This is a genomic window from Bradyrhizobium sp. AUGA SZCCT0158, assembly GCF_018130065.1.
Lineage (GTDB): Bacteria > Pseudomonadota > Alphaproteobacteria > Rhizobiales > Xanthobacteraceae > Bradyrhizobium.
In genome coordinates this window covers 1-15,475 of sequence record NZ_JAFCME010000020.1, presented here as the reverse complement: position 1 = coordinate 15,475, position 15,475 = coordinate 1, and the positions used below count along the sequence as shown (strand labels likewise).

Here is a 15,475-nt window from a genome sequence, read left to right as displayed (position 1 = left end):
CCGTGGAAGTCATCTTCGCCTGGCAGGATAATCCCAAGGCAGCAACGCCTGGCGCAATCGGCAAGTTCGCGGTCACGTTCGAGTAATCGAATGACACTCCAAAATCAGGGCGGCAGGCGCGCCGCCCTTTTCTTTTGCCGGCTGCCCCGTAGACATTATGAATATACCTTCGATTTTGAGGCACGAAATGGCTGAACAACCACGAAAGCAGAATGCTCTCTTCCAGAGCGGCACTGATCAGTACGCCGGTCTCAACGCCTGTGTCGGGCAGAATGGTGGACGATACGATCTTTACGATTACGCTTGCGGGTATTTCGAGGCCACTGAGACTCTATTGAAGGCGGCCAAACACGGGAAGGTAACCATCGACGATATCGTCTATCCTGTGTGTCTCACCTTCCGGCATGGCGTCGAGCTTTTCGTCAAATTTCTTGTAACCCAGCTCGCGCTGCTGAATGATTCCGAGGACAAGTTCGAGCAGAAGCATAGCATTCTTGCGAATTGGAAAATCGTGCTGAAACACAAAAAGTCGTTCTCACCCCAGGACGCGGATTTCGAGAAGTTCAATACAGTTGTGAATGCAATTGAGGAAATCGACGCTTACGGCATGACGTTCCGATACCCGGACGACCGCGACGGGGGCCAGCATTTGGTCGAGTGGCCGCATATTAACCTCCATGTCTTGCAGCTACGGCACAAGGAAATCGCGGACATCTCCAAGAAGTGGTATTCGAAAATGGAAAGTCTTAGGGAGGCGAAGGCGACCAGTTAGCCACCACCTCTTGCGCCCCTATCCACTCCCCTGAAATATTTCACGGTTGCGTCGCGTTCCACAGGGCCGTCTCGGATTGCTAACCATTTTCGGCTGCGATTTCGCTCGAGCGAACCAATTCCAGCAGACGCCGGAACTGCCGATCATCGTCATCACTCTTCCAGCGGTTCACGAAGCGACAAACGATTTGAAGGTTGCCGACCTCATAGTGGCCGTCGCTGTCGATCCGATCAAGGGAGCAAAGCATTTCCTTATCATCTTCATCACCAAGAAACTGAAGCTGGAGCCCAGTGATTGCGCAAAGCCCTTCTTGCGCTTCTAGCAGTGCATCCAAATACGGCTCCAAATTGCCCTCTGGAATTCGAAGCTCCTTGTTCTTGATCGTACGCAAGACTTGCTGGCCGTTCGATGCGGCTACTGTGCCCTTTGCGACCATTGCCATGGACGCAATAGACCTCTGCCGCGCGTTGAACGTAACTCCTGGATTCGACTGCCTCCTGCTTGCCTTAGCACGCCACGCTGGCAATCGGTGCCACGGGGAAAGGTCATCACCATCGATCAAGGCCATCGCGTATTCTGCGTTTGTAGGCTTTAGCTGCTGCAGGGTGCCTTCGGTAAAGAGAAACTCCTGTGCACGCGGATGAAGCCCGCTCCAGTCGAGCCTGTTACCCTTACGATTTATATTCGACCATGGGTCGCAGGGCTTATGACATATAATCACGTCCCGCCGGACACCTGCTGGCTCCTTCAACGGCTCAAACGTTGCCGCATCCAGGAGTGAGGTTGTCCACCACAACTGACTTTTTTCTCGGTGTATCCAGACGTCACCGGCACTTTCGACGATCGTTGTCATCAGATTGAACCAGCGGGAAGCGACAGGGCGTGTCGGAGAGATCCCCGCCGCCGTCTTATTGAACTTCATTCGATTTTGGATATAGCTCTCGCGATCCCCCGCCTCCCAGAAGCCCTGCACCGCAACATCGTTCATAGTGGCAATCGTGCTTCGGGTGAGACAGCTTGGCCAAGCATAGTTTTCTCGGCCAAAGTTGGCGATGAATACCTTCACTGGAATATTCTACCTCTGGCCAATCTTGTCGAAGAAGTGCGCATCCGATCCGCCGCTCCGAACTGCCTCATCAAAGCGGATGTGCCGTAATGAGTTTCGGCGGCGCTCCATCCCCATGATCGTTCCAGACACTCCGGATGCAGTAATCCTTGCCGGAAGGCGTCGGCATAAAGCAATCAATCACCGTTTTAACTCCATAGGAATGTGGCACTACCTCCGCAATCTGGTTCTTCGCGGCATGGGTTCGCAACGCGGCGGCAAACTCCTGCACGTTCTCCTTGGAGAAGCCAACGCTTTCGAAGAACTTCGCTTTCCCTCCGCCTCTGGGATGGTCTGAACACAATAAGTAATCAGTTACTTTGATCGTCTCCACTCGAAGCAAGTGCGCATCAATCAGCCACGAGCCATCCTCGCGTAGCGGCTCAAGAGTGGTCATGCGCAGACTCCAGTACGTCCCCGTCCAACGTCAACACAAGCGCCGGCTTTTGTTGGAACTCAACTTCATAGGCGTCCCCATCTCCGTATACGTCGACAACGACGCCCACCGTCCCGGCAGGAATCTCAACCCCTTCGCCTTGGAGAGCGCGCCGAGTCTTGACTAGCTGATGTTCACCGAATGGTGAACGCGATGGGTTCGAACGGCCGGCCTTTCCTCGAAGCGTCTCATACAGTTGCCCCGGACCTAGCAGAATGGACTTCAGCCCCGCTCTGACTTTGACCGAGTCCAAGGCTTGCCGACTCATATTTTGGTGGGCGTCCAAAGCCTCCATGATCGCGTCGAGGAGGGCGCTATCGAGCGTGGGCGAGCCCGCAAACTGCGCCTTGGTGTTATTAGCCGCTTGGGTCACCAAGGCTTGAGACTCCAAGAGCTTACCTTTGATTACGTCGTTTACATAAACGAGTTGGTCGCCATCAGTGAGGTCGCCGACAAAGAGCTCATTTACTTTGGCGATGATCTCGGCCAGCAGCGCTTTCTGCTTTTCCTGTACCGAGCCGGTGCCGACGTCGCTCACTGGAGCAATCTTTGGCGCTTCACCATCCCTAACCGGGAAGGGACGTTTACCGAGATTCTTCAGCGTGTGATGCGTGAGGACGAGCTGAGATAAATCCACAGTCGCGTGCTCGCGTCCGAACTCAAGCAACTTAATTAAGTGCTTGAAGAACAAGAAGCGCTTCTCGATGTCAGTATTTGCGTAGTCGAAGATCTGAGACAGAAAGGTGTAGATGCGGACGAAGCTTGCCATGTCGCCTTTGAAGAGGACGAGAGCATCCATCTCATCCTTCCCCACTTTCGCGTCTTTGGCTTCGTTTCGTTCTAAAGCCGTTGCCCAAGTGATCTTGGCCGCCGCATAGCGCTTCAATAGGCGGTCGGCAACCGGTGCTATCGCCGATACCAAATCACCTTGGGCAGATTTTGGATTCATTAGGACGGCAGCGACACGATCCACCTCGTAGGTATCATAATGGCCAGCCGCGTCGAGTCTGGCTCGCATGTCGAAGATAAGATTTGGATCGGTGACGCCCTCTAATTCGGCGGTCTCGTAGTAGGTCTTGAAGGCCGTCAGCACTTCCTCGGAGCTGTTCACAAAGTCGAGGACGTACGTTGTGTCTTTGCCTGGATGCGACCGGTTTAGCCGCGAGAGGGTTTGCACCGCCTGAACGCCAGCCAGCCTTCGGTCCACATACATGCCGCATAGCAGCGGTTGATCGAAGCCGGTCTGGAACTTGTTGGCGACCAATAGGAGGTGGAAGTCCGTAGCCTTGAAGGCGTCGCGGATGTCACGCCCCTTTAGGCCCGGATTCATCGCCGCGCTCATTTCTGTAAACGGCTCGTCGCCGGACTCCGGATCGTTCACCTCACCGGAGAAGGCAACCAGCGTTCCAAGCGCATAGCCCTGCTCGCGAATGTATTTGTCGATGGCAAGCTTCCAGCGAACGGCTTCCTTTCGGCTCGCAAGCACAACCATCGCCTTGGCCTGCCCCTCCACCAGCGGCTGCACGTTCTCGCGGAAGTGCTCTACAACGATCTGCACCTTCTGGCTGATATTGTAGGGATGCAGTCGTACCCACTGCATGATTCCCCTTGTGGCGGCGCTTTGCTCCACTTCGGTGTCATCCAACTCCTTCCCACCATTAGCAAGCCGGAACGCCAATTTGTACGGCGTGTAATTCTTCAGCACGTCGAGAATGAAACCTTCCTCAATCGCCTGACGCATCGAATAGACATGGAAGGGAGCGGGCATGCCGTCGGCCCCGGGGCGGCCGAAAAGCTGCAGGGTCTTGGCTTTGGGGGTCGCCGTGAAGGCCACATAGGTCACGCCCTTATCGCTGGCCCGCGCGGCCATCTGGGAGGCCAGCAAGTCCTCCGTATCGACCTCGCCGCCGTCCATCAACTCGGCCATCTCCTCGGGCGACAGCACCTCCTTCAGCTTGGCAGCCGCCTCCCCGGTCTGACTGGAATGGGCCTCGTCAGCGATTACCGCGAACCGCTTGCCCTGTGTCGCGGCCAGCTCCCGCACAGCCGCCAACGCAGTAGGGAACGACTGGATAGTGCAGACGATTATCTTCTTGCCAGCAGCCAAGGCCTGCGCGAGCTGACCTCCCTTGGCACCGCCCTCGTTTTTGATGGTCTCGACCACGCCGTGAGTGCGCTCGAAGTCGAAGATGGCGTCCTGCAGCTGTGCGTCGATCACGCGCCGGTCGGAGACGACGATCACGGTCGAGAACAGCTTCTCGTCATTCGCGTCGTGAAGTTCTGATAGGAAGTGGGCTGACCAAGCAATGGAATTGGTCTTACCCGATCCTGCGGAGTGCTGTATCAGGTACTTGCCGCTCGGCCCCTCGGCCAGCACTGCTGCCTGCAACTTCCGCGTTGCGTCAAGTTGATGATAGCGCGGGAAGAGGACGCGGCTGATACTCTTTTTTTCGTCCTTCTGGGCGACGACATAGCGCCCGAGTATCTCTAGCCAGCTATCGCTCTGCCAGATTTCCTCCCAGAGGTAACCCGTCGGGTGGCCAGAGGGAGGTGTCGGATTGCCAGCTCCGCCCTCGTCCCCCTTGTTGAACGGCAAGAAGGTCGTCGCTGGCCCTTCCAGCTTGGTTGTCATCATCACCTCCCGGTTCGACACCGCGAAGTGGACCAGCGCGCCGGAAGGAAAGCTTAGCAGTGGTTCGGCCGTTCCGCCCTTTGGCCGCGGCACGCGGCCGAAGCGGTATTGATCGACAGCATCGCCAACACCCTGGGTAAAGTCCGTCTTTAACTCAACCGTCGCTACGGGGAGGCCATTCAGGAATAGCACTAGGTCGATGCAATTCTCATTGATCTGTGAGTAACGGACCTGGCGCACTACCCGCAGGCGATTGGCCTGATAACGCGCTACGATCTCTGGGTTCATCCGCATGGCGGGCTTGAACTGTGAAAGCGAGACCGGAGCACGCACACCAATCATCTCGACGCCGGTTCGCAGCACATCCAGCGTCCCCCGGTCGTCTAGCGATTTCCGCACGCGGTCCAGAAGTGTGATCTCCGCGGCGGCACCGTGAGTTTTCCGCAATGCCTCCCAAGAGCTTGGTTGGGTTGCCTGCACCCAGGCGATCAGATCGGCGGGAAACAGCGCCCGGGCTCGGTCATAGGCCTCAGCGTCACCAACCGCGTAGAGCCAACCGTTGGCGGCGAGGACGGTGCACACCTCAGACTCAAAGTTAATCTCGCGGTGCAGTGTGGTCACGCGAATAGCCGTCCTGTTGTGGTCCTTGAGCCTCGGCCCTGCGGAACGAGCCCATGCCGACGCATCCAATCTAGCCAGGTATGCAGTTCGCCCGCCACGAACCTCTCTCGCTTCTCAGGATGCCATTCATTGAGGAACCCGGAAACAATGATGTCATCGCTCGGAATTTCACCATCGAGAAGCGCATCATTCCAGACAGCATACAGCGTGGCGACAGCCTCGACGTGCCTAGTATCGAGGTCGCCCAGGTCCGCTATAAGCTTATCGAGAATGTCAGCGCGACACCCTAGCGCGGCATCGAGCTCACCTCGAAAGTGCCCGCGTTTCCCACAAATCTTGTAGGTAACCTGGCTGCCGCTACCCTTGGGCTGTTCAATCGAGACGTGGCCCGCGTTCTGAACCTCAGCTTCGATCTCATCGAGCAGATTCACATCGAGAGGCCCTGCAGCTTGTCGTAGATAAGCGCCTTCCAATTCGTGCACGCCTGCATGAGCTTGAGTTAGATAGACGATCTTATGTGACTTGACTCGACCCGAGTTCGGCTTACCGGCGAGAGCTTCAATGATTGTCGCGCCGACAATGAGTCTTAGTCTTTTGCGGTCGAGCTTTGGCGAGGCCGGTGCAAAGACCCCGCACACTTGGATCTTTCCAGTTACTGCGGCTGAGACCAGAGCGGCACGGCGCTCCATTAGGAGCTCTATTGTCCGCTTGGCTTCGTTAAGTATGGAAGTAAATTGCCGAAGTTGGGCAGTAACTACTGAGACTATTTGTTCTTGTTCATCCTTAGGCGGCACCGTCACTAGTGCATTTCGAACAGTTTCAATGGAAACCTCGTTGAACGTTGTCCCTTGCCTAGCAAGGCCCCAGTAGCGGGCAACGTTGGCGGATCTTAGGTAAAGGACCAAGTATTCGCTCAGCATGCTGGAGTCGCATTCGATTCGTGCAACTCCGCGCGATAAGTTGCATCCCTTTAAAAGATCAGGAACCACATGGCACGCTCCAATTGACGCGCGAATGCCTAATATTACCTCGCCACCAGCGAGGCACGACCGAGGGTACATCGCGGCAATTTCAGGCGTTGTCTTTTGTAGGTTGGCGATGGCAAAGTCTTCATCGCTCATATTGCTCGTTTGGACAAACGGCACGCCTTCGTCTTGAGCTTCGCCGGGCTGGACTATGCCGTAGGAAATGGACACGCCCCTCGGAATGAGGCGCTTCAGTGCCACCACTCTCCAATGAGCCGGCACATCGCCGAGCCATTCGGCGCCGGCGTTCTTCATGAGGGCGGCTGGGTTAAGACCCTTAGTGACGCCGTGGGAGTTGACGATTTCGCGTTTCTCCTCAAGTAGTCCGATCAACCGCTGCTGCTCCTCGACCAACGCATCAATCTTGGCCGTCTCGCGATCAAGAAAATCGGAAATTGCGACCTGTTCTCGCTCAGATGGCAATAGTATCGGCAGGCGCTTCACATCAGAGAACCTCATCCCCTGACGTAAACCACCTCCCATCGAATAGAAGACCTTCTGAAGATCGTAGGCTCGAAGCAAGTAGCTTAGGTAGCGAGGGTCGATACCGGTGGGCGCGGTAGCGAGATAGGCGGACGTAATAATCCCCGTCTCTCCAACCAAGGCCGTCCTTAAGCTGCGCTTGTCATTCTGAAGGTCCGTGAGGCGCCAAACGATGTCGTTTGGTTCAACAATTTGATAAGTCTCAAACGACTCGGGCAGAAGGCCGTCGTTTTCATTGATGTCCTTGCGAACAACTCGGCCATAACTAAGGGACAACAAATTGTTCTCGATCATCCCCCGGTTCGGGCGATTACATTCGGCTGCAACGGCAAGAAGCGGTTTGACTTCCCAATGCGTGGGCACGGTTCTTATCCACTCCACGCCGCTCTCGCGGTAACTATCATAGCGCCGGATGCTCACGCTGCTAGCTCCGCGATCCTGCCCTTGATGCTATCGGTAACAGCCTTGAGGTCGGCGTCGATTTCCTCCAGCGGCCGGGGTGGCTCGAAAACGTAGAAGAGGCGGTTGAAAGGGATCTCATAGCCGACCTTGGTCTTATCGGCATCGATCCAGGCATCGGGCGCGTGCGGTAGAACCTCGCGCGCAAAGTAAGTTTGGATGTCCTCCAGTAACGGTACGTTTTCCGTATCGCGCAAGGCCGTGTCCGACTGAGGCTTGCCCTTGTTCTTGCCGCGTTCGGCCAACATGGGCCGCCCATGCTCATCCTTTAAGGGCCGCTCGACCGTGATGGTGCGATATCCGAAGGCGGTAATAGGCAGGATGCGCGACAATGGCGCGAGCTTGACCTTGCCTCCTTCAGGCGCTTCCGGTGGCTTCTCGCTTTCGTGGACGGCCACACGCGCAATCTCCTTGCCGTCAGCGCCTAACACGACGGCGACCTCGGCGATCTCGAATCGACCGAACAGGCGGGTGATTTCTGCAATACTTTCTTCGGACAGGAACTTGCGCTTGGAGCCCAAAGACTTGCGCATCTTGCGTCCGAAGCCCGAACCATCGATTAGTTGCAGCATGCCACGCCGGTGCGGCAACTTTCGGTTCGTCACAACCCATACGTAGGTAGCGATGCCGGTGTTGAAGAACATATCCGTGGGAAGCGCCACGATAGTCTCCACGAGATCATGTTCCAGCAGATAGCGGCGAATCTCGCTCTCGCCCGAGCCAGCGCCACCGGTAAACAGGGGCGAACCGTTGAGCACAATGCCGAACCGGCAGCCTCCCTCGGTGGCCGGACGCATCTTCGCCAACATGTGCATCAGAAATAGGAGGGAGCCGTCGGAAACCCGAGGCAAACCTGGCCCAAACCGGCCAGCGAAACCCTTCTGCTCGTGCTCGTCGCGGACCGCCTTTTCAACCTTCTTCCACTCCACACCGAACGGTGGGTTGGCCAACATGTAATCGAAAGTACGCCCCGTGTGGCCATCCTCGGAAAGCGTGTTGCCGAAAGCAATGTTGGATACATCTTGGCCCTTGATCAGCATGTCGGCCTTGCAGATCGCATATGACTCCGGGTTCAACTCCTGGCCGAACATAGTGAGCTGCACGTCCTTCGAACCGGTCTTAAGGTGTTCTTCGGCCACAGAAAGCATGCCGCCCGTACCGGCGGTGGGATCATAAATGGTCCGCACCACACCGGGCTTGGAGAGCGCGTCATCGTCCTCGATGAACAGAAGGTCGACCATCAGACGGATCACGTCGCGAGGAGTGAAGTGATCACCAGCAGTCTCATTTGAGGCCTCGGCGAACTTCCGGATCAGTTCCTCAAACACCGAGCCCATTTGGCTGTTGGAAACGCGAACGGGGTGAAGGTCGATCCCTGCGAATTTCTCGGTTACCAAGAACAACAGTTTGGCCTTGGCCAGCTTGTCTACCTGACTGGCGAACTCGAAGCGCTCGAAGATGTCCCGCACCTCGGTCGAAAAGTTCTGCAGATAGGATAGGAGATTCGGCCCTACGTTGGCCGGATCGCCCAGCAACTTCTTCAAGTCCATCGGTGAGGTGTTGAAGAAACTCTGCTTGGCCTTGCGCTTCAGGAATGGCTCGGGGTTCAGCCCCGCCTTCGTGCGCTGCTCGAACTCCGCAAGCACCTCGACCTTAGTGGACGCCAACACACAATCCAGCCGCCGTAGCACCGTGAAGGGCAGGATGACCTTGCCATAATCAGCCGGTTTGTAGTCACCCCGCAACAGGTCCGCGACAGACCATATGAAGGCAGACAACGTTTGATGATTCATTGTATTTTCCCCTAACCGGTAACTAGCATCATGTGCATGTGCGCTGGCAACCCGGAATTGTGTACCTCTTTAGCATAGCTTTTCGGGAGCGCTGGCGCTTGCTTGGCCGATCTTTCACCGGCTTACCCTGAGCATACGAGCGACGGCTGTCGCGGCATAAGGTTTTCCGGTTCCGCTCTTAAATACCGCCTTCGCCAGTTCAGCAGCGATCGCCCGCAAGGACCGACGGCCCCCTTCGGCGACTTGCGGCGAAGTTTTCGTGCGAGCGTCAGCATTTGACCATTGTGGTCCCTTGCATCAATTTCGGCGTAATTTTTTCGACCTTCCACCTTCACGCCCGTGGCCCGCTTGCGGTCGCGCGCGGCCTTCAGCTTGCCTACCAGCCTCGCCTTCTCAAGTTGAGCAAAGACGCCAGCGATCTGGCGCATGGCAACTTTGAACGGACATCCGTGGCGGTGAGGTCATCGCCGATGCAGTAAGCACTCGGACCCCCCGCTCAAAAGCGCGATGATCCCAGCTTCTTGGACGATCAATTGCCGGGCGAATCGAGACGTATCCTCGACCAGCACTATTCGAACACCGCTTTGTTTCGATGCGATCCAGCAACGCAGCGAACCCGGGCCGGCTCTCGATCGGATCGGCCCCGCTCACATCAGCATCGTAGAACTCTTGGACAATCTGCAGCTTCTCTCGCTGGGCGGAAGCGTCAATGGCAATCGCTGTCGCGTGTCACTGTCCTTGTCCGCGCCAACGTTCGCGGCACTTGATGTCCGAAGATATGACACCCGCCTTCTTCATTACTCGTTTTCTATCAATTGGTTACTTGGCACTGCAGTATCTAATCCTCAGAAATTGAAACAGCATTTGCACTCTCCTGCAATGAAAATCTCTAAGACTGCCGCACCCGGTGGCGAGGCTGCTTCAAATTTCGAACTTGCAAAAGGCCATTACGCCATCCCACGCGGACCACAGCAGGGAGCACTACGTTTCAGATGCGCCGTTCTATGCCCTTGCGCTCACCGCGGCTGGCGACTCCGGCGTGGGCTCCGCGAATAGTTCGATCACACTTTGCAGTGCTTCGATCCTTCTCTGAGCGTCGGCAATCTCAGCTTGATGCGTCAGGCGGTACAGCCTTGCGATCTCCTCTTTTTCAATTGTGACCTTCAAGCCGTAGTCGCCGGTGAATTTCATCGAGGCGAAGCAGTTGAGGACCACCTGCCGGATGTTCTTCGACCAGCCCTTGCCCAGCCCAAGCACCGGACTGGACGGTCCGTATGTGAATGGTCCTTCAGTCGCTTCGACGCTGGTGAGATCAACTTCTACGACCGTGACGGCTCCATGATTCCGAGCCCAACCTGCCGCCGTAATCTGCATTGCTTGCTCCTGGGGTGAACGAAGAAGCCGCGACCGTATGGCAGGTCCAAACTTTTAGCAACTAATTAAAACTGAAATGCTAGAACTTTAACAGCAACCCATATCATCATACCGTTAGCCGAACTAGCTGGTTCCCGCAGTGCTCGACGCGCGAATCGCAAAGCCTTCGTGAAGGAGATGGCGCAACTCTCGTTCCGCCCCATCCTTCTTGCTCTCGATCGGCCGCAGCAGCGTGGATCCCGCTGTTGTTCGGCGCTGCCTTAGCGGTCACGACTTCAATTACGCAGACCAAACAGCCGGCGAAACCATTTTGCTACTCGGCGGCAGCGCTTAACCCTCCGGTGACGATCGGCCGCCTCGAGCGCCGCATCAGCGCCGAGGGCAGCGAGGTGCTCCGGAGGGCATCTTTGTTACCCCGCATGAGGCCGGCGAGATCGGCCCGGGCTGTTCGAAGGCGCCTGCCGTATGGGGCTTGAAGATCTGGTCTCAAAGCACCGCGAGCGGCGCTACCGGCCCCGAACCTGCGACTGGATCAAGGTCAAGAACCGGAAACAGCCGGCGCACAGATCAAGATCCACGGCGGCCGATGCCCGCCAGCTCGCGCTGCGCCTTGCGGGCGCATCGAGAAGGCATACGCGATCGAGCCGAGTTCGGCCTGGTGCTGCTTTACGCCGGCATGCGGCTCAGCGATCCGCTGCGAGCGCGCCTCCGCGACCTGAAACTCGATCAGGCTTTGCTCTACACGCGATACGGAGAACGGAGAGCCCGCCCGGTTCACCTGCCGTCGGTCGTGGTCAAGGCCTTCCGATCAACCAGCCCGCATGGCGCGTCCCAGCAAGGCTGCCGGCACGCCATTGATGAACGGCTCGGCCGGCCGGCCGCGGCGCGACGCCGGCGTGAAGTTTTTCGATCGACGCGCGGATGAAAGCTGTTCGGGTTTTGCAAGGGCGGCCGGCTGTATGACCTGCTGGCGCTTGCCATGCACCGCGCCGGCATTTCATTCCTGCGTCGCCAGCGCGTTCCGTCTGTTCTGTCACACTTACGGGACCTGGATGACGCGCTACGGCAATCTCGACTCCTACGGCCTGACACGCACCGGGCGCTGGAAGGACCGGACTCGGCCGATCGCTATAACCACACGATCGCCAGCCCAGGGGCGGGCGGATGCCGGTGCGGAAAAAGACTTAGTGTCAGTGGCCCCACAGTCGAGATCAGAATTGGCACTTGGTCGATTGATCACCCGCTTCAATGGTCAACAGTGATTGCGGTTCGTTCTGCCTTGCGGGCACTACCATGGGCGGCTGAGAATCCTCTTAACGCCTTGCCGATCTTTCGCGGCGCCAGCTTAGCGAGATTCGCTGCGATTTACCCAAACAGCAAAAGTATGAAATTTGTCGAGTGCGCACTCGCAGCCGCTTCCACCCTTGATAGCAGTGATCACGACTTCACTCTGGTTGAGCATAACGTGCGTCAGGCCGTCGGCTACGCGGCTCAGACTGGCGCCGCAGTCAGCCGCCGGCAATCGGTGCTCCAACACGACCAAGGCATGCCGACGAAAAAGAGACCAAAGGACCCCGAACAGTCCAAGGGGTTCTTAAACGCCGCCGACGTCGCCGGGGCGGATAGACACGGATGCGGGACGCGTTCAAGGCCGTGGCGACGCCGAGGGGAAGCCGAAATGAAGATGGTTGTTGTGGTGTGGAGTGACCGGGGAAATCGACGTCCACCAGAAGTCCAAGACGGTGTGGATCGCTTCCGGCGAATACAAAGGGAAACAACACCAAGCCAAGGGCGCAAGCGCAGCGTCCGCCGCTAGGTGGTGGGCTGATGCAGCCAAATATCATAGCAACTAAAATTTTTGCTCGATATTTTGGACATGTAATTCATCGCTCGGAGAGGCCCCCGGCCCCACACGCCTTTGGCTCTCCTTTCCAGGAAGCCTGCCCGGGCGCGACGCCTGATCGTCCATAGCCATAAACGCACGAGCGGGCCGGGCTTTTACCGTGCCATTCAGGCCCCTAGGTAACCACCCAGGCTTGGGGTAACGGTGGGGTAACTGCTAACTCGTTGATCCGACTATTTTCGGAATTTCGGCCAAACGCTATAGTCAAAAATGACGTTCTTTGCGCAATGGGACCCATTTTTCCCTTCACACGGGAGAGGTCCGCAGCGCGAAAACTGCTGGAGACCGCCAACACCATTGAGGCGATTCAGGAGGGCCGCACCACATCACCGCTAAAAAACTGGCAGGTCGGCCGTCGAGCCATCAAGCAGAAGTACGAGAACGCCTAAAGGCTTCCTTTCTTAAAATTGAAACCCGCTCGGAACATCAACGGCGGATCGAGAGTAGACGCTGCGCTCCCAGCACATGCGTCTCCTCGGTGCTGGCCGCCCAGGGCACGGACGAATATCGGACCCGCGAACGGGTGGTTGAAGCCTGTCAGGCCGAAATTAATTAACGGGATTGAGCGGACGCGTAGTCAACGCGGTGCCGAATATGGCCGTCCAGGTCGATCAAATCGCCCTTTATGCCGGTGGCTGCCGGGATGTCCTTGGGTCTAGAGCGGAGCGACCGCAGAACGCTCCAGGGCGGCGCGGCAATTGTCCACCCGCGCGAATTCGTCAGTCAAAACGGACATCGAGGGAAAACCCGGATGCAAACGGAGTGAAGTCAGGCATTCTGCGCAGCGATGGGACGCCGTTACACCGCCGGCAAGATCAAGACCGTTGAGACCAGCCGCCTTCGAAGCGAGTTAAACACGTTGCACGGGTGCTGCAGTGACCTTCCATCGCCCTGCCACCGGTCTTCCATCGCTTCCATCGGGTATGCTATCGCCCTGCTATCGCCCCTGCCCTCGGCTTCCATCGCCCCTGCAGTCGGGTGTGTTCGATCCCCCCATACCCCTATGGCGATCGAAGTGCCCGCCGCGGCCTTGGGGGCCTTGCGCATCGATCCTAAGGGCGAGCGTCGCTCCTGGGGGGCGGTTGCAAACCCAGTCGGTTCCAGCGCGCCGCGATGGCAGACTCGGCGCCGGCAAGGGTGCCTGGTCAAGATGCCTCTCGGCGCGGCGTGCAATGTGCAATCGTCCGCTCCCCCGGGTGATCAGGCCACGGCGATCAGCTTCTGGTCTCCTACGCACTGTCGGCGATGCTCTCGCGCAGGCGCTTGCCTTCTCGCCCGGCAGGCGTCTCAACGCGCCAGCACTATCCCCCTCGCCGATCCGCAGCCCCTCTGGGTAACCGCAGCTAGGGAGATGATCAGCATCCGAACTAAAATAGTGAACCGAAACGGAGGCATCAATTGCGTCTCGTAACCGACTAACCATAGGGCTATTTTGAGAAAAACACCGATGTTCCTGTGATTCAATGTGGGGCGCTTCGGTGGCGGGGGTTCGGCGCAGTCGCCATTGAGGGATTGCCCACTGAAACAAGGGATATTGAGCAGAAAATTCATCAGGCGCAGTTGCGCATGGAGCGGGTAAGAATGTCTCTCTGCGGGGGGGTACCGCCACATGTTTCGCGGGGGGTGACCCACGGCCACATGTGTTCGCAAGGACTAACCAAGTGGCTATCTATGGCCAATGCGCATCGGCCTGGAGATCAACCACGTCGGACGTCGTCGAACCCATATCCTTAAATGGTGCTACGGCCCACCTGTCCGCTTGAACTATCGTCAACTCAATCACTTAACGGGCTTCTTATCTCGTAACCACAGTTCAAACCACAGGCGAGCATGCTGAGGACTGCGACTTTCTTCCACGACACCCGGCTGGACGTTCAGTGGCTTCCCGACCGGCAGCGTATAGGTGGCTTTCATCGAGAACTCGCCGGCCGTGCCCGACTGGAACTGGGGTAGGAATGTCCGCTTTGTGCCGATTGTGTTGAAGAAGTCGGCGGCTCAAATGTTTGGGATGTTGTAAGTAATCAGGGCGCGCGTGAGTTTGTTTGCTCTCAGGCCGGCGTTGGGACGGGCAGCGGGATCAGCTTTGCCAGCTTTCGGAGGTTCTGGGCGGTGGCAGCCAGCAGGAACTCGTCTTGAGCACCAAATGGACCTCTCAGCCTAAGCCGATCGAGGCGCAGGATGCGCTTCAGATGCGCGAACAGCATTTCGATCTTCTTCCGTTCACGGCGCGACCTGACATAGGCATCGGTCTTCGAGATGTCGCGCGCAACGTCTCGGGCCTGTTCGTGGATTGAACGCGGGACCTTGCGGGCAGGCATTTTCGGACAACACCGCGGCTTCAGTTCGCAAGCATCGCAGTCATACTTGCTGGCGCGGTAGAGCAGTGTTGCCCCATCATTCACCAGAGTTCCGGTAGAGCTCAGCACCTCGCCGGCGGGACAGATGTAGAGATCGTGTTCCTGATCGTAGGCGAAGTCTTCGCGGGAGAACGTCCCATCGTCGCGGGCCGACTTGTCGAACACCGGAATGTGCGGCTCGATCGCGTGCTCGTTAACCAGCCACCCCAGCATCTCAGCTGAGCCGTAAGCACTGTCGGCGGCCAAGCGCTCGGGACAGAGCCCAAGGCGATCTTCGGTGCGCTCAATCATTGTGCGTGCCGCACCGACCTCGGCCTGCCTGATAGCTCGTGTCGCCTCGACATCGACGATGATCGCCGCCTTCAGGTCGATCAGGTAGTTATCGGCGAGGCATGCCCTTTGTGAGCGCCGGTCCATTGCGCGGCCGGATCCGATCTGGAGATGAACTTCGGTACCGTCTCGCTGGCTGCGCCCCAGGCAGCCTCATCCAGGGTATCGAGATATTCCCGGACGGA

The 15,475-nt window shown here is 57.5% G+C and carries 9 protein-coding genes and 1 pseudogene; 2 read left to right on the top strand and 8 right to left on the bottom strand.

Features of this window, described 5'->3' with window-relative positions:
• Window positions 1–187: 187 nt before the first annotated feature.
• Complete coding sequence (locus JQ574_RS25355) at window positions 188–772, top strand: hypothetical protein (RefSeq protein ID WP_212383987.1); 585 nt, start codon at window positions 188–190, stop codon at window positions 770–772.
• A gap of 79 nt (window positions 773–851) precedes the next feature.
• On the opposite strand, the gene JQ574_RS25350 is transcribed toward JQ574_RS25355, so the two are convergent.
• From JQ574_RS25350 to JQ574_RS25320, 7 genes are all read right to left on the bottom strand, one after another.
• Complete coding sequence (locus JQ574_RS25350; protein WP_212383986.1) at window positions 852–1,838, bottom strand: hypothetical protein; 987 nt, start codon at window positions 1,836–1,838, stop codon at window positions 852–854.
• A gap of 70 nt (window positions 1,839–1,908) precedes the next feature.
• Window positions 1,909–2,274: a DUF6883 domain-containing protein gene (locus JQ574_RS25345; protein WP_212383985.1), complete on the bottom strand. Its 366-nt coding sequence runs from the start codon at window positions 2,272–2,274 to the stop codon at window positions 1,909–1,911.
• Complete coding sequence (locus tag JQ574_RS25340) at window positions 2,261–5,566, bottom strand: type I restriction endonuclease (protein WP_212383984.1); 3,306 nt, start codon at window positions 5,564–5,566, stop codon at window positions 2,261–2,263. The genes JQ574_RS25345 and JQ574_RS25340 overlap by 14 nt, the downstream gene beginning before the upstream one ends.
• The gene (locus JQ574_RS35235; RefSeq protein WP_212383983.1) at window positions 5,563–7,494 is read right to left on the bottom strand and encodes a restriction endonuclease subunit S; all 1,932 of its coding nucleotides are present in this window, start codon (window positions 7,492–7,494) and stop codon (window positions 5,563–5,565) included. The genes JQ574_RS25340 and JQ574_RS35235 overlap by 4 nt, the downstream gene beginning before the upstream one ends.
• Window positions 7,491–9,326: a class I SAM-dependent DNA methyltransferase gene (locus tag JQ574_RS25330; protein WP_212383982.1), complete on the bottom strand. Its 1,836-nt coding sequence runs from the start codon at window positions 9,324–9,326 to the stop codon at window positions 7,491–7,493. The genes JQ574_RS35235 and JQ574_RS25330 overlap by 4 nt, the downstream gene beginning before the upstream one ends.
• Window positions 9,327–9,448: 122 nt before the next feature.
• Window positions 9,449–9,754, bottom strand: a complete 306-nt coding sequence (locus JQ574_RS35230; protein ID WP_249119580.1) for a hypothetical protein — start codon at window positions 9,752–9,754, stop codon at window positions 9,449–9,451.
• Window positions 9,755–10,328: 574 nt separating this feature from the next.
• Window positions 10,329–10,700 carry a hypothetical protein gene (locus JQ574_RS25320; protein WP_212383981.1) on the bottom strand — a complete coding sequence of 124 codons (372 nt, stop codon included), beginning with the start codon at window positions 10,698–10,700 and terminating at the stop codon, window positions 10,329–10,331.
• Window positions 10,701–11,521: 821 nt separating this feature from the next.
• On the opposite strand from JQ574_RS25320, the gene JQ574_RS25315 reads away from it, so the two are divergent.
• Window positions 11,522–11,962: a hypothetical protein gene (locus JQ574_RS25315; protein ID WP_212383980.1), complete on the top strand. Its 441-nt coding sequence runs from the start codon at window positions 11,522–11,524 to the stop codon at window positions 11,960–11,962.
• Window positions 11,963–14,651: 2,689 nt separating this feature from the next.
• Here JQ574_RS25315 and JQ574_RS25310 read toward each other — a convergent pair.
• Window positions 14,652–15,475: pseudogene (locus JQ574_RS25310) on the bottom strand (transposase); the annotation flags it as partial.